Origin of the sequence: Acetobacterium sp. K1/6 (assembly GCF_034438075.1) — a bacterium.
Classification (GTDB): Bacteria; Bacillota; Clostridia; order Eubacteriales; family Eubacteriaceae; genus Acetobacterium; species Acetobacterium carbinolicum.
On the sequence record NZ_JAXQGA010000009.1, the window covers coordinates 91477 to 106928 of the forward strand.

A 15452-nucleotide genomic window follows, 5' to 3' on the forward strand; every position below is an offset into this window, starting at 1 on the left:
AAGGCACTCTTAAACGGAGTGCCTGAAACAAACATGCATTTTTATCGCAAACGCTCTATCACTACAAATATAGCGAGATCTTTGTTATCAAGTTAAGTCAGATCAAACTTCCAGTTTTTTCTTCCGATAGGCCTTCAGGTATTTTACATTAAAGTCATCTCGTCCCACCAGGGTTTCGGCCGCGCAAATGCTCGACATCATTTTTTTGTCCAGGGGGTCGATTAGGAGTCCGTCCAGTCCTTTGGCGATCGCCATTACCGCGAAATTTCGATTGAGGAATTTGCGTTCCGGCAACCCATAGGAAATGTTTGATAACCCACAGATCGTATGAATTCCTTCGTAGTTTTTCATAACTTCGGAAACTGAATCAATAAAACCCATGCCAAAGGTTTTATCGGTAGAAATCGGCTGTACCAGGGGGTCAACAAAGATGTTTTCCAGCTTAACATTGTTCTGAACTAGTTTATTAATCAGAACATCTGCAATTTTTAGCCGTTGTTCCATGGTTTCTGGCATTTTTTCGTCATCCATACAGAGCGCCACAATTTTATAAGAGGTTCCGGCAACAAGCGGTAAAATGGCATCGAGCCGATCTTTTTCAAGCGAAATGGAGTTAATCATCACATCATCTCCGCTGAGTTTTAGTCCCTGTTCGATCACTTTAGGATCGGGACTGTCGACTGAGCAGGGAAGCGTAGTGACGGCTTTTATATTGTTGATCAGCCACTCCATGTAGTGGCCTTCTTTGCCGACAAATATACCGGCATTCACATCGATATAAGTCGCTCCGGCTTCGGCTTGATCGAGCGCCAGTTTCTTTATAAAGGCGTGATCTTCACGCTTAATGGCATCGCCAACCGCCTGGCGGCTGGCATTAATTAGTTCTCCGACGATAATCATTGGGCGCTCCGTTTATGACGCCATCAGGTTTCTGCCCAGCATTACCGCTTCACCGGCATCCGGGGCATAGCCATCGGCACCAATATCGTTGGCAAAATCCTGACCTACCGGAGCGCCGCCGACCATTGTTTTAACCGGTAAACCAGAACTTTTAATGGCGGAAACGGTTTCTCCCATGGCTGCCATGGTGGTTGTTAAGAGTGCCGACAGACAAATCAGATCGGCACTTTTTTCTTTTGCGGCATCAATAAATTTTTCAGCTGGAACATCAATACCCAGATCGATCACTTCAAAACCAGCCCCTTCCATCATCATCGAGACGAGGTTTTTGCCGATATCGTGTCGATCTCCGGCAACCGTACCAATAATCACAATCCCTCTGCCGCTGTTATCACCTTTTAATAGTGGCTTGATCATATCTAATCCGATTTTCATAACGTTGGCGGCCATCAGCATTTCCGGCACAAAAAGAGTTCCTGCCGAGAACAACCGACCCACCTCGTCCATTGCACCAATGAGCCCTTCATTTAAAATCACACTGGTATCAACCTCATCATCAATGGCTTCCTGCACAGCTGTCACTACTTCATCATCATCTAATTCTAAAATGGCATCATATATCTTTTGTACACTCATTTTTTTCTCCTTAATCTTTGTTTAATTTCAAATCGATCTTAAATTTGTTTTATTTAACTTCAGCTAATTGCTTTTCCAGTTCAGCGGCTTCTTCATCGGCAATGACGTAGGTATGTACCGCATCATCAGGAAAGGCACCATTGCGCACTTCATCACAAAAAGCGGTAAAACCCTTTAGTAACTCAGCACCCACATTGGCATATTTTTTCACAAATTTAGGGGTAAAATCATCGTAGTAGCCGACCATATCAGCATAAATTAATAATTGACCGTCAGTATGCGAACCAGCACCAATTCCCAGCACCGGAATACTCAGGCGCTCGGTAATGGCCTTACCAACCACTGCCGGTACCCCTTCAACCAGAATAAAGGAAGCCCCTGCCGCTTCAATGGCCAGTGCCTGTCGCAACAATTCCATCGCCGCGCCAGCACTTTTTCCCTGGGCCTTGTAACCGCCCATTTGGGCCGCAAATTGGGGGGTTAAACCAATATGGCCCATTACCAGAATACCGACATCGGAGATCGCTTTGATCCGTTGGCACACCGAATCGGTGCCGCCTTCCAGTTTAATCGCATCCACCAGCGATTCTTTCGTGAATCGCCCGGCATTAAAAACCGCTTCCTCGTTGGAGATCTGATAGGACATGTAGGGCATATCGCCAACAACAAAGGTATTCGGGGCACCCCGGCGGACCGCCGATGAATGGGCAATCATGTCATCCATGGTCACTGGAAACGTCGTTTCATAACCTAATGTGACCATTCCCAGCGAATCCCCCACCAGTATCATATCCACGCCAGCCCGTTCTTCATATTTTGCGGTTAAATAATCATACCCGGTGATGTAAACTATCTTTTCTTTTCTTTCGGCCATTTCTCTAAAATTAATAATACTTTTTTTCATCATAAGCTCCTTATTATTTTAATCAACCTCAAGTCAGTTTCCCTATTTGTCAAACCGCCCTGCCATCTGCTGATAAAGCCGATGGCAGCTTGAGGTTCTTTATGCTTGTTTCCGGATCAGCACAAATGCTCTTTTTATTTCGTTTTTCCGGTTCTTAAATAATCGTTAAGCTCTTCCTTGGTCATCTTGTCAATGCCAATATATTCTAAGGTATAGCCATTGGCGATTAAATCTCTGCCCAGAATTGCCGATGCCAGACTGATCATTGAATCGACTACTGGTGTGTTAACGCCATAGGTATCGCCCAACTGTTGATAGACAAAGCATCCCACCGGGATATCTTCAGTGATATAGCGGTTTTCCATCGTAAATGGTCCGGTGCCGTATTGGATTGGATCTTGTTTATCAAACGGTATTAAATAGTCAAACCCCATATATTCCTGACCCAGGACATTCTCCCGGGAGAAGAAGTGTTCTTTTTCATAGGGTTGAATCCCCACCCCAATGGTGTCAGCCAGGGCACATTCTTCCTGATAAAAGGTATATTGAACCTGGGAAATAGAAGGGCAATACGCGTGGGAATAAATTGAGAATTTGAATTTATCTTCACCAAAAATCGTTCCAAAGTTTTCCATCGTCGATACCCCCAGAATCGCTCCCGGGCAATGAAGAACCGGATTGACATTGGAAAACCCGGTATCTAAAACGGTATCCCCAGCTACGGCACCGTCACCTTCTGTCACGGCATCCATTGACGGCAGGTATTTAGAGCTTTCGATAAAGGCTTTGGTATCCGTTGCGGGCATTGCTGCACCCCGGAGTGTAATGGCCCGATAGTAAACCCGGATCTTATGGGTAATGACGCCTCCTGGCATTTCGACCCGGCTACCATAGGTCGAACTTGACCATCCACCGACAATCACATTTTTTGTACAGCCCGCTTCGCGCATCATTTTACGGAGGATCAGACTGCCAAAATTATCGGGAAAAATATGAATAACCTGACCATCTTCGAGACAGGGAATCAGTTTTTCAAAAAAAGGTTTGTGTCCAAAGGTTGGCGTGGCGATCACAATAATGCCAGCACCCTTAACTGCTTCTGCCACATCGGTGGTGACCTTGTCCATTTTGGCAAAACCTTCACGCTCAAAACCATAAAGATTGACTTGTTCGCCAAAGAATTTAATCCCAACTTTTTCCACATTCTTGAGTGTTTTTTCGGCAAAAGGCTCAAAATCGCAAATTCTTACCTTGGCTCCCCCTAAGGCACAGTCTCCGGCAATTGCCTTTCCGACTGCACCGGCACCTAACACTGCAATTGGTTTTTCACTTAAATAACTCATGTCTGCCATATTTTTCTCCTTTTATCATCTCAATTATTTATTGCTTAATCGTTTTCTTAACGCTAATGAACAAGCAAGGTTTGTGCCAAGATTACTTTTTCGTTTGTTTATCCAAATTGAACCATTTTTTATGAATTTTCGGATCCGCCAGCTCCGCAGCGGCTTCATCAGCAGCGACGGCTGCCTCCTGTTCCATAAAATCAGCATACTCTATTTCGTCTCGTTTGAGCTTACCTGAGAACAAATGGTAGAGGAATCCCAGAATCATTGCCAATTCGATAAAGAGGATCGGGAAACCGGCAATCGTCTTAACGATTTTGATCCCGTCGATACCGCCACTGATTACAAATACCAGCGAAATCAAACCGATGAAAATCCCCCAGAATACTTTGATTGGCAGGGGCGCTTCTTTTACACCTTTGGATTGTTTTAATGACATGGTCGAAATTGTCGATGTCATCGAATCCGCCAGGGTAATAAATGATAAACCGATAGTGACCAGCATGATAATGCGAATTAATTCAGTAAAAGGCAAGAATTCAAAGATATACATCATAAACGCCTGGGCACCATTGTCGGTCAGGAATCCCGACATATCAGCAATACCTCGGAGTTCCAGGTCTAATGCCAATCCGCCAAATACACTAAACCAGAGAATCCCGAACATTGCCGGCAGAATAACATTGACCGTAATAAACTGTCTGATGGTTCGGCCATAGGATAATTTAACCAGAAACAAACCAACAATTGGTCCAAAAGATAACCAGTCAACCATCCAGTACATATCCCACCATTGCGGCCATAAATCACTGTCAATTATTGGTTGGGTAAATAAGCTTAGATCAACAAAGTTATTAATAAAATATCCCAATGACTGCGTAAACAGATTGAATATATAAGCCGTTGGTCCGGTAATCAAAACAAAGATCATCAAAGCAATAAAAATCCAGGCATTCTTATCACTGAGCCAGGAAATTCCACGGTCTAAGCCAGTTGCACTTGAAATCGTATAGGATGCAATAATGACACAGGCAATGACGGCCCATACCGCCGGACCTGGTTCGATCCCAAACACGAAATTGAGTCCACTGCCAATTTGCAGCAGCCCATATCCCAGCGATCCAGCCACACCGCCACAAATGGCGAATAGGATAATACCGTCAATAACTGTATTGATTTTTGAATTGAGTTCTTTACCATCATTTAAATAAACAAGACCGGCACTGGCGGTGTAGCTTTTGTTCATATTATAGTAAGCATAGCCAATGGCAATTCCCGCTACCGCATAGATCGCGTAAGGTGAAAACGACCAGTGCAAAAAGGATTTACTCATCCCCCAGATAACGGCGTCCAGACTTCCGGCTTCGAGACCAACCGATGGCGGTGGTGCGAAAGTATGCATCAGCGGCTCGGTGGCTCCCCAGAAAACGATCCCGGTTCCAATCCCCGCACAAAGCGAAATCGCCCACCAGATCCAGGTTCGATATTTTGGTTTTGCATTTGCGCCCCCAAATTTAATACTGCCAAAGGGATGGACAAATAATAACACCATACAGCCAACAAAAATCAATACCCCCAGAGAAACCATCCACCCGGCATTTGCCATTAACGCGATAAAGAAATCAGTCATTCTGGTTGTAAACTCGTCCGGCGAAACAAAGCCGATAATAAGGATTATTCCCATTAATACAATTGGAATCGCAACGGGTACAATACGTATTCTTTTTAACATAAACTCTCTCCTTCTGATTCTTAAACTTTTTCTGATCTTTCTGACCTGGTTGTCGTGAATTCAATCAAACTAACCCCATACATCTTACCTTAACCCTATAATCAACACCTCCCCAGCTTAATTTCACACATCGTTACGATATCAATAATTTATAGCAAGCTTTATGCCAATTCGTAAAATTATCAAATTTCGAAAATAACGCGAAATTAAGGGCTATTGGGGATGTATGTTCTTGGGATGGAAGAATAGGCTGCAAAATATTATGCAGGTAATCTAACGTTTCTTTGTAAACCTTTGCACGAAACCCTTTATTTGCCTTCTTCTGGTTGATATTGTAATGTTATTTTGCATGTCATCATTTTTTGCAGGCGTTTTTTGCTATTTCTAAGGCTATTTTAACTATTTACGTGAAATTTAATTACAATTCCGACTTTTTTGAGTCCTCCATCACCATTTTATTCCTTTTCTTATTATAGCGTAGCTCCTTCAGATCTGCACTTTTTTGATTATTTTAGAGGTCATCGGCGGCATCTCAATCAGTGTTTTTTCGTAAATTTTCATCGATTGATGTTTCTTGGGCACTTAACCATCTTTTTGTACGGGAGCATAAATTGGCATAAACCTTGCTAGTATAAATGGCAACTCGCACTAATTTAAACATCCCAAATTTTTAGGAGGAAGAAATGCAAAGAGATTTAAAAATTAATTACATGACAACCCGAAAAAACCATACCTGCTATGGTATGGGTATTGGTATCATGGTATTAGATGATGCCTATCCCGGTTTTCCTGGTGATGTCCGCAATGCCAGTGCCTGGGGTTTTCCGATTCAATATGAAATCGCCAGGGGCGTCGATAATTATACCCTGGTCTGGGAACAGGATAAAAGCCCCTGCCGGGAACCCATTATCCAGGCCGCAAAAAACCTGGAGCAGATGGGCTGTCGTGCGATTGCCGCTGAATGCGGCTATTTTGCCTATTTCCAGCAAGATGTGGCCGCGGCTGTCAATATTCCTGTTTTTATGTCCAGTTTGCTGCAAGTCCCCTTTATTCAGCAATTGATTGGACCCACCAACGCGGTTGGGATCATCTGTGCCCAAAAACGTTTTTTGACCAATACGCATCTGGAAAAAGTCGGGATTGATCTCAATAGCAACTTCTACATTGCCGGCGCCCAGGATGAATATGGTTGTCCGCAGTTTGACACGCTATGGGATCATGAAAAACGTCCTGTAATACCAGAAAGTTACTATGACGAATCAGAACAGGATATGATTCGGATCACCAAAGAATTTACTGCCAAACACCCGGATATTAAGGCAATCATGTTAGAATGTACCGGCATGCAGCCCTTTGCCAGAGCGATTCAACGCGCTGTTGATTTGCCTGTATTTAGTTGGGGAACCTTGCTTGATTACGCTTATTCCTGCATTTCTCACCGGGATTATTACGGTCATATCTAAATCTTTTATAATAGACTTTAGTGATCAGTACTCACTACTAAGAAAAGGAAGTAAAACCATGAAACCTTATGAAAAATATGTGTCAAAATCCGATCTGCAGGTTATTCACGAGGAATCACTGCGGATCCTCAGCGAAGTTGGGATAAAATTTGAACACCCGGAAATTCTGGATATTTTTAAATCTCACGGTGCCCGCATTGATGGGAACACCGTCTTTCTTGATGAAAAAATGATCATGGCCGCGATTTCAACCATTCCCGAAACCTTTACCATTGAAAACTCCAAAGGAAATCATACGCTTGGCGGCGGGAGCCTGATTCTGATGCCTGGCATCGGCAATATTTTCCGTCTGGAGCAAGGTCATTTACATAAAATGACCAATGATGATACGGTCGATCAGTTCAAACTCTCCGATACCAGTGATGTCATTAACTGTAACTATTTTAATATTTTTCTCGATGACAAGAGCCTGACCCAGGATGAACGGGTATTTAGTCCGATCGCGATGATCTTAAAGTATTCCAATAAAACGGCCTTACATTTAATGGCTAATACCTTTCCGTTAAAATCCGGGGTCCGGGAGTCGTTTAAACAGGGTCTGGAACTGATTGAAAAATTCGAAGGCCGCAGCGGTGTTTATAATAATATCATCCATATTAATTCGCTATCGCCCTTATGCTTTGACCATGATCCGCTCGATAAGTTCCTGGTTGCTGCTGAAATGAATCAGCCGGTCTGGTTTTCCCCTTGTGCAATGCCCGTGCTGACCGGTCCGCCATCAGTTGCCGGACTAATTGCGATGACAAATGCTGAAGTTCTAGCCGGTATGGTCATGTCCCAATTGGTTAAACCTGGGCTGCCGGTGGTTTACGGACAGACCTCAGCCTCTACCAACCTGCGAACGGTTCAACTCAGCATCGGTGCCCCCGAAACCGCCTTGATTGCTTATGCCACCCGGGGGCTCGCCGATTTTTATAAGCTTCCCTGCCGTACCGGCGGCGGCTTAAGTGATGCCAAGGATTTTGATATCCAGGCCGGGATTGAATCCGATATGATGATTCGCTCAACCCTCGAAGCTGCTCCAGATCTGGTGCTCCATTCGTGTGGGATCATGGGCAGTTTTAATATCCTGAGCTTTGAAAAATTCCTAATTGATGAAGACACCTACCGAATGAATCGTCGGCTTCTGAGCGGAATCAAAACTGAGGAAAGCTATCTCTGTCATGATCTCATTACCAAAATCGGCCCGCGCGGTAACTTCCTTCAGGGTCGCACCCCGAAAATGTTTAAAGAGGAATTTTTTGTTCCCAAATACTTCAACAAAGAAGACCCCAACCAATGGCAGGAACATGGCAGCAAACCAGTGCTTAGAGATGTCCAGGCCGCAGTTAAAGAGCGCTTGGCCAGCTATACGCCACCGGATATTACCTGCGAACAGGCTGATCTTTTAAACGACTACATTCCCACCTGTTACCGGGAGCGCATCTAAATAAAATCGGATCTAAACAAAATAAAATTTTAGGAGATTACAATGGAAACAACACAAAGAAATATTGAATTTAATGTTTTGAATCAGACCAAAATTGAAATGATTCACGAAAAGAGCATGGATCTGCTGGAAAATTTTGGCATGCAGGTTACTGGTGAGCGAACCATTGACTGTTTAAAAAAATACGGCTGTACGGTTGACGGTGATCTGGTCAAATTCCCCAAAGCTGTTATCGATAAAGCGCTTGCCACCATTCCCAAAGAAATAACCCTTTATAACCGCGATGGCCAAAAAAGCATGGTCATCAACAGCCAAAATAACGTCTATTTTGGAACGCACTCCGATCAATTAGAAATTCTGGATTATAAAACAAACACCGCCCGTCCCTTTGTTAAATCAGATATTAAGGACATGTGTAAAATTGCCAGTGCCTTATCCAATATCAGTTTCGTCCTATCGGTGGGCATGTGTGCCGATGTCGATCCCAAGGTTCAGTCACAGATAACTTTCATCGAAACCTTAAAAAACTTTGATAAAACGATTAACTTTTCAACCAATGACATTGGGTCACTCCAGGAGATCATTGACATTGCTGCGATTGTCGCTGGTGGGCACAAAGAGCTGGCTGAAAAACCCTTTATCTTTAATTACTGTGAGCCGATTCCACCGCTGACCCATCCGGTCGAAAGCACCGAAAAATTATTTATCAGTGCAACCAATAAGATTCCCGTTGTTTATATGCCTTATTCGATGATGGGCGGAACTGCTCCCCTTTCGATTGCCGCGGCTTTAACTCAAAACAATGCCGAAATCCTGGCTGGCGTCGTCATTACTCAGGCTGTCAATGAGGGCGCACCAATGATCTACGGTTCGATGCCAACAATTTTTGATATGCAGACCACGATTGGCTCCTATGGTGCCCCTGAATTCCATAAATCGATCGCTGCAGCCTCTGAACTGGCTAACTACTATAACCTGCCATTTTATGGAACCGCTGGATGCAGTGATGCTAAAACCATTGATCCCCAGTCAGTCGCTGAAGTCCAAATGGAACTCTTCTCGACCATCTTAAGCAAGGCTAATCTGATTCACGATGTCGGCGTCTTAGATCATTGTAACTCGGTGGCTCCGGCAATGGTAGTATTAGCCAATGAAATGATTGATCAGCTGTCGGCTTATTCCAGGGGTGTTGAGGTCACCGAAAAAACCCTGGCCATGGATGTTATTAAAGGGGTCGGCCAGGGCGGCCATTATCTAAACGAAAAACACACCCTTAAAAATTTCAGAAGTATCTGGTATCCGGAATTCTTTTCCCGACGCATGGTCAATCCCGATCAGTCCGATGTGATGGAAATGGTGAATGCCAAAATTGATGCAATTCTTAAGTCCCACGTCGTTCCCGCTTTAGATCCGACCATTCTTGCTGAAATTGAAAAAATCGAACAAAAATATTTATAAATTCAGTCATTTTAGTCTTTTTTATAAATAAACAGGCAACCTCGGGATAGAGGTTGCCTCTATAATTTTTTTGGAATTCGTGTTATTATACTGTCAAAGTCAGCAAACCCCGAAATGGAGGGCCGTGAAATGAACTCAAAAAAAGAAGCGATTATGACGACAAGCCAAACGTTTTTCCCCATTCAGGATGTCGAGCGGATTGAAGATGTCTGTATCCATGTAGTTGACAGTGACGGAAAAATTGTCTGCTATTCAAAAGGCTGTGAACTGATCGAAAATATGAAACGTGAAGATGTCATCGGCAAAAATATGTCTGACATCTATGATTATCTTGAAAATGAATCGATGGAATCCCTGGTCTTAAAAACCGGGAAAAAAGTCCAGGATGTGCATGTTAAATATACCTCCCCATCGGGAAAAGTTGCCGATGTGATCAGTAGTACTTATCCGATTTTTTCAAGAAAAGACCCCAAAAAAGTTTCTGCTGCAATTTGTATTTATCGGGATATTTCGGCCTACATCCATATGTCGAGCACGATTAAGAAGCTACAAAATGATTTGAATACCCAGCAAATTAAAAACAATGGCACCCAATTTAGTTTCAAAGACATCATCGGAACAAGTCCTAATCTTTTAGAATGCATTCACCATGCCAAGATTGCAGCTCAGAATGCGGCGCCGATTCTGATTGCCGGATCTACTGGCACCGGCAAGGAAGTTTTTGCCCAAAGCATTCATAACGCCAGTGCTCAGGTTAACAAGCCTTTTGTAGCGATCAATTGTTGTGCCATTCCCGAACATTTACTGGAAAGCTCACTTTTTGGAACGGTTAAGGGCTCTTTCACCGGTGCCATTGATACTATTGGTCTTTTGGAAGCAGCTGAAGGTGGCACCATCTTTCTAGACGAAATCAATTCCATGAATTTAGAACTTCAATCAAAACTGCTTCGGGTTCTGGAAACCGGAAAATACCGAAAGGTAGGGGGCCATAAAGAAATATCCGCTAATATCCGGCTATTGAGTGCCCTTAATCAGGACCCCTTAAAAGCGATCGAAGAAAACCGACTTCGTGCTGACTTGTTTTATCGGCTGGCCGTTTTTTCGATTCATTTACCGGCCCTCAAAGATCGGAAACAGGATATCATCAGTCTTACCCGAACCTTTTTAACCACTGAAGCGGCTGCCATGGGAAAACAGCTCTTCACCATTTCGTTATCCGCTCAGGAAATTCTTCTTTACCATGACTGGCCGGGAAATATCCGCGAATTAAAACACGCCATTACTCATGCCATCTATTTATCCCAATACCAGGATACCATCCTGACCCCGGATCTGTTGCCTTCCTATTTACGAAAGAAGATCACTGATAAAAAAATCTATGAAAAGTATCTGGCCGCCAGTAGCGATGATAAAAACCTCAAGAACACCCTCAGCAAAATTGAAAAACAAATGATAATCGAGGTGTTACAAGAAAATGATCGAAACATTTCAAAAAGCGCCAAAGAACTGGGCATTTCTCGTCAAAATCTACAGTATAAGATCCGCTTGCATGGTATTAAAGATTCCGCTGATACGTTTTAATAAAAGGCTTCCGCCCCAAAGTTGCAGAAGCCTTTTTTGTGATTAGTTATTCACTCTATGTTATCAATTTTTTCATCCGATGAGTAACCATTGGCATTTATACCTAAATCACATCGAAATACCCATGTTTTTCTTAAGGAATCGTTTAATTAAGGGTTTCTGTGGTATAATTAAAACAGTGAATATTGAACTGCCTTTATATTATCAAACATTCTTTATCGTTCCTCTTTAATACAATCGTTTGCATTGTAAAGCTCCTGTTCGTGATCACGCGAAAGGACTACTCGTCTATGAAAGAAAAAGCTATACTCTATTGTGAAGGTCAATTTGGTGAATCCGATGGAAAAACCGCTAATGGTTTAATCCGTCGTTCTCAAAAATATCAGATCACATGTGTGATAGACAGCACCAAAACAGGCATGGATGCCGGAAAAGTACTCGAGGGGTTTGACAATGGTATCCCTATCTATCGGGATCTTACCGAAGCCATGGATCAATTAACCGAAGTACCTAAATATTTCATTTATGGCATCGCTCCCAAAGACGCCATCTTATCGATCAAAGAACGACGTATTTTTCTCAACGCGATGTCTTTGGGAATGGATATTGTTAATGGTCTCCATGAATTTATTTCTGAAGATGCCGAATTTAAGCAACAGGCCAAAAAATATCGGGTTAAACTTTATGATATCCGAAAGCCCCTTGCCAATCGCTACCTGCACCTCTTTACTGGCGATATTCTAAATGTGAAAACACCGAAGATCGCTATTCTTGGCACCGATTGCGCCGTCGGTAAACGAACCACCGCCATGAAACTCATTACCGCCCTGAAAGAACGGGGACTTCGGGCCAGCTTTATCGGGACTGGTCAAACCTCCTTGATTCAGGGTGAAAAATACGGCATTGCTCTGGACGCCATTCCCTCTGAGTTTATGACCGGTGAACTGGAAAATGCGGTTGTCGAAGCCAATATCCATGAAAAACCGGACGTCATTATTCTAGAAGGTCAGGGCGCCCTCAGTCATCCCGCTTTTATCAGCTCCTGTGCCATCATCCGCGGCGGAAAACCGGACGGCATCATTGTTCAGCATCCACCCAGGCGAATAAACCGGGTCGATTTTGAGTATTTGCCAATGCCCACCCTCGCCAGTGAAATTGAACTGATTGAACGCTTCTCACAGTCTAAGGTCATTGCCATCACAATTAATCACGATGATATGAGCGAAAACGAAGTGGCAGATACCATTAAAGCTTATGAACAGGACTATCGGCTACCCACAACTGACACCTTAATCCATGGCTGCAACAAGCTGGTTAAGGCCGTTCTTGATGCCTTTCCGGAGTTAAAAGAAAAAACCACCAACTAAAAAACGGGATGATGGGCGATCTCATCAGAAAAACCAACCCGATAAATTTCTTGTAATGGCGACGAACAGTCTTAACTGTTCGTCTTTTTTTGACACTGTTTTCAAAATGGGAGTGTCATCCCATTGGAAATTGATACAAACAATTCTTTGTGTTATCATTATCACACTTATTAAAGAGGTGTAATTGGAGGTTATAAAAATAGATGAAGCAACTACTAATTATCGAAGATGACCGTCATCTCAGCCGTGGCTTATGCCTGGCTTTGAAAGATCCTAAACTTCAAATTGTGACATGTTTTGATTTAAAATCAGCGCAAGAACAACTTGCCTGCGGTATGACCGACTTAGTTTTACTCGATATCAATCTTCCTGATGGCAATGGACTGGATTTGCTTCGGCAAATTAAAACGGGGGGCAAAGCCGTTCCGGTGATAATTTTAACTGCCAACGACACCGAAGCCGATGTGGTAATGGGGCTGGAGGATGGTGCCGATGATTACATCACCAAACCCTTTAGCCTGGCAATCCTCCGGGCTCGCGTAAAAGCACAACTGCGACGTCTGGTCACCAGTGAGCTAAAACCGATTATAATTGACCGTTATCAATTTGATTTTGCGCAAATGGATTTTTATCACGGAACCACTGCCGTGGAGTTAAGCAAGACAGAACAAAAGCTGCTTCGTTTGCTGATTGAAAACCGGGGACAAACCCTCAGTCGGACGGTTTTGATGGATCGTATTTGGGCGGACGGCAGCGATTTTGTCGATGAAAATGCACTTTCCGTCACGGTTAAACGTCTCCGGGACAAGTTGGATGCAACCGCGTTTATTAAAACCGTTTACGGTTTAGGTTATGTATGGGTGGTGAAACCGGATGAATCCGTTTAGCCTAATCCTGCTAGTCGTTGCGATGGCAACCCTGTTATTGAGCCTGATGATCGTACGACTGCAACGCCATAAAACCCGCAAAATCATGAAAGCCCTTAACCACATGCTGGATCGCGCCCTGGATGGCAGCTTTACCGAAGCTCATTTCGATGAAAGCCTGCTCTCTTCGGTTGAAAGCCGACTTTACCAGTATTTAACCGCTTCTTTGGTATCGGCCCGCAATGTCTCCGCTGAAAAAGAAAAAATCAAGCAATTGTTGGCCGATATCTCGCATCAGACCAAAACCCCGATTGCTAATATTATGCTCTATTCACAGCTACTGGCAGAACAGGAACTGCCGGAAGAAAGTAAAGCTTGTTTAACGCCATTGCAGGGCCAAGCCGAGAAGCTGAACTTCTTGATTACCGCTTTAATCAAATTATCGCGGCTGGAAACCGGCGTTTTTACCGTTTTTCCGACTTGCGCAGCGATCGCCCCAATGCTTTCGGAAGTGACTCAACAAGTAGCTCCGAAAGCCGCCCAAAAAGAAATTGAATTGACCGTAACTGTTACCAATGGCGATGCCGTGTTTGACTACAAATGGACCCTTGAAGCCCTCTGTAATGTCGTCGATAATGCCATAAAGTATACCCCTCCAGGTGGCAAAATCCAAATTTTGGTCACGGAGTATGAGATGTTTTGCCGCATTGATATCAGCGATACCGGCATGGGTATCGCTGAAACCGATCAGGCTAAAATTTTTACGCGCTTTTACCGTTCCCCCGCACTCAGCGAACAGGATGGTCTGGGAATTGGTCTATATTTAACCCGCCAGATTTTAATCCGGCAGGGCGGTTACATTAAAGTCGCTTCATCACTGGGGGACGGCTCCGTTTTCTCGGTTTTTTTACCCCGGACGGTTTAAATTCTTACAAAACTGTTAGAATTACTTCCAAGCGGGAAAGATTCTGGAAAGAAACCCATGATAAAGTTTATGCGTTGAAGAATTCAATGTTTTATTTTATTTTTGGAGGTATTTATGATTTTAGAGACAACTGATTTAAAAAAAATTTACGGTGCTGGCGAAAGTACCGTAAACGCTCTGGCCGGCGTCAATCTGGCCGTTGAAAAAGGCGAATTTATCGCCATTGTCGGAACTTCCGGCAGCGGCAAATCCACCCTTTTACATATGCTCGGCGGACTGGACCGCCCCACCAGTGGCAGCGTCACAGTCGACGGGCAGGCTATCTTTTCATTAAAGGATGAAGCGCTGACGATCTTTCGCCGTCGCAAGATCGGCTTTGTGTTCCAGAATTACAACTTAGTTCCGGTGCTTAACGTCTATGAAAACATCATCTTGCCGATTCAATTAGACGGTAACCGACCCGATGCGGCTTATGTTGAGCGCATCATCGATACCCTGGGCCTTAAATCCAAGCTCCAGAACCTGCCCAATAACCTCTCCGGCGGGCAGCAGCAGCGGGTTGCCATTGCCCGGGCACTCGCCGCAAAACCAGCCATTATTTTGGCTGACGAACCCACCGGCAATCTGGATTCCAAAACCAGTCTGGACGTTCTGGGGCTACTAAAGATTACCAATCAGAAATTTATCCAAACCGTTGTCATGATTACCCACAACGAGGAAATTGCCCAAATGGCTGATCGCATCGTCCGCATCGAAGACGGCTTGATCGTCGCGCGTTAAGAAGGTGT

At 43.9% G+C, this 15452-nt stretch carries 13 protein-coding genes; 8 read left to right on the plus strand and 5 right to left on the minus strand.

Annotated features, from left to right (window positions below; genetic code table 11):
* Positions 1-102: 102 nt before the first annotated feature.
* From U2P91_RS09830 to U2P91_RS09850, 5 genes are all read right to left on the minus strand, one after another.
* The gene (locus U2P91_RS09830) at positions 103-900 is read right to left on the minus strand and encodes a dihydropteroate synthase (RefSeq protein WP_322519550.1); all 798 of its coding nucleotides are present in this window, start codon (positions 898-900) and stop codon (positions 103-105) included.
* Between the two features lie 12 nt (positions 901-912).
* Positions 913-1536, minus strand: coding sequence for a corrinoid protein (locus U2P91_RS09835; protein ID WP_322519551.1), 624 nt, complete (start codon positions 1534-1536; stop codon positions 913-915).
* 49 nt (positions 1537-1585) lie between these two features.
* Positions 1586-2440 (minus strand): 3-methyl-2-oxobutanoate hydroxymethyltransferase, encoded by an 855-nt coding sequence (panB, locus tag U2P91_RS09840; protein WP_322519552.1) that lies wholly within the window; start codon positions 2438-2440, stop codon positions 1586-1588.
* A 134-nt stretch (positions 2441-2574) separates the two neighbouring features.
* Complete coding sequence (locus tag U2P91_RS09845; RefSeq protein ID WP_322519553.1) at positions 2575-3792, minus strand: NAD/NADP octopine/nopaline dehydrogenase family protein; 1218 nt, start codon at positions 3790-3792, stop codon at positions 2575-2577.
* 82 nt (positions 3793-3874) lie between these two features.
* Entirely contained in the window at positions 3875-5515 is a 1641-nt protein-coding gene (locus U2P91_RS09850; RefSeq protein ID WP_322519554.1) for a BCCT family transporter, read from the minus strand.
* A gap of 683 nt (positions 5516-6198) precedes the next feature.
* On the opposite strand from U2P91_RS09850, the gene U2P91_RS09855 reads away from it, so the two are divergent.
* From U2P91_RS09855 to U2P91_RS09890, 8 genes are all read left to right on the plus strand, one after another.
* On the plus strand, positions 6199-6978 hold the full coding sequence (locus U2P91_RS09855) for an aspartate/glutamate racemase family protein (RefSeq protein ID WP_322519555.1): 780 nt from the start codon (positions 6199-6201) through the stop codon (positions 6976-6978).
* Between the two features lie 58 nt (positions 6979-7036).
* On the plus strand, positions 7037-8467 hold the full coding sequence (locus U2P91_RS09860) for a trimethylamine methyltransferase family protein (protein WP_204355494.1): 1431 nt from the start codon (positions 7037-7039) through the stop codon (positions 8465-8467).
* A gap of 42 nt (positions 8468-8509) precedes the next feature.
* The gene (locus tag U2P91_RS09865; RefSeq protein ID WP_322519556.1) at positions 8510-9925 is read left to right on the plus strand and encodes a trimethylamine methyltransferase family protein; all 1416 of its coding nucleotides are present in this window, start codon (positions 8510-8512) and stop codon (positions 9923-9925) included.
* Positions 9926-10054: 129 nt separating this feature from the next.
* Positions 10055-11506, plus strand: a complete 1452-nt coding sequence (locus U2P91_RS09870) for a sigma-54 interaction domain-containing protein (protein WP_322519557.1) — start codon at positions 10055-10057, stop codon at positions 11504-11506.
* Between the two features lie 290 nt (positions 11507-11796).
* Complete coding sequence (locus U2P91_RS09875) at positions 11797-12873, plus strand: DUF1611 domain-containing protein (RefSeq protein WP_322519558.1); 1077 nt, start codon at positions 11797-11799, stop codon at positions 12871-12873.
* Positions 12874-13076: 203 nt separating this feature from the next.
* Positions 13077-13760: a response regulator transcription factor gene (locus U2P91_RS09880; protein WP_322519559.1), complete on the plus strand. Its 684-nt coding sequence runs from the start codon at positions 13077-13079 to the stop codon at positions 13758-13760.
* Positions 13747-14664, plus strand: coding sequence for a HAMP domain-containing sensor histidine kinase (locus U2P91_RS09885; protein ID WP_322519560.1), 918 nt, complete (start codon positions 13747-13749; stop codon positions 14662-14664). The genes U2P91_RS09880 and U2P91_RS09885 overlap by 14 nt, the downstream gene beginning before the upstream one ends.
* 114 nt (positions 14665-14778) lie before the next feature.
* Positions 14779-15444: an ABC transporter ATP-binding protein gene (locus U2P91_RS09890; protein ID WP_111887898.1), complete on the plus strand. Its 666-nt coding sequence runs from the start codon at positions 14779-14781 to the stop codon at positions 15442-15444.
* Positions 15445-15452: the final 8 nt, after the last annotated feature.

Excerpts from the sequence above, each read along its gene's own strand:
- U2P91_RS09830 (WP_322519550.1), bottom strand. The coding sequence starts at position 900 with ATGATTATCGTCGGAGAACTAATTAATGCCAGCCGCCAGGCGGTTGGC.
- U2P91_RS09835 (WP_322519551.1), bottom strand. The coding sequence starts at position 1,536 with ATGAGTGTACAAAAGATATATGATGCCATTTTAGAATTAGATGATGAT.
- panB (WP_322519552.1), bottom strand. The coding sequence starts at position 2,440 with ATGAAAAAAAGTATTATTAATTTTAGAGAAATGGCCGAAAGAAAAGAA.
- U2P91_RS09845 (WP_322519553.1), bottom strand. The coding sequence starts at position 3,792 with ATGGCAGACATGAGTTATTTAAGTGAAAAACCAATTGCAGTGTTAGGT.
- U2P91_RS09850 (WP_322519554.1), bottom strand. The coding sequence starts at position 5,515 with ATGTTAAAAAGAATACGTATTGTACCCGTTGCGATTCCAATTGTATTA.
- U2P91_RS09855 (WP_322519555.1), top strand. The coding sequence starts at position 6,199 with ATGCAAAGAGATTTAAAAATTAATTACATGACAACCCGAAAAAACCAT.
- U2P91_RS09860 (WP_204355494.1), top strand. The coding sequence starts at position 7,037 with ATGAAACCTTATGAAAAATATGTGTCAAAATCCGATCTGCAGGTTATT.
- U2P91_RS09865 (WP_322519556.1), top strand. The coding sequence starts at position 8,510 with ATGGAAACAACACAAAGAAATATTGAATTTAATGTTTTGAATCAGACC.
- U2P91_RS09870 (WP_322519557.1), top strand. The coding sequence starts at position 10,055 with ATGAACTCAAAAAAAGAAGCGATTATGACGACAAGCCAAACGTTTTTC.
- U2P91_RS09875 (WP_322519558.1), top strand. The coding sequence starts at position 11,797 with ATGAAAGAAAAAGCTATACTCTATTGTGAAGGTCAATTTGGTGAATCC.
- U2P91_RS09880 (WP_322519559.1), top strand. The coding sequence starts at position 13,077 with ATGAAGCAACTACTAATTATCGAAGATGACCGTCATCTCAGCCGTGGC.
- U2P91_RS09885 (WP_322519560.1), top strand. The coding sequence starts at position 13,747 with ATGAATCCGTTTAGCCTAATCCTGCTAGTCGTTGCGATGGCAACCCTG.
- U2P91_RS09890 (WP_111887898.1), top strand. The coding sequence starts at position 14,779 with ATGATTTTAGAGACAACTGATTTAAAAAAAATTTACGGTGCTGGCGAA.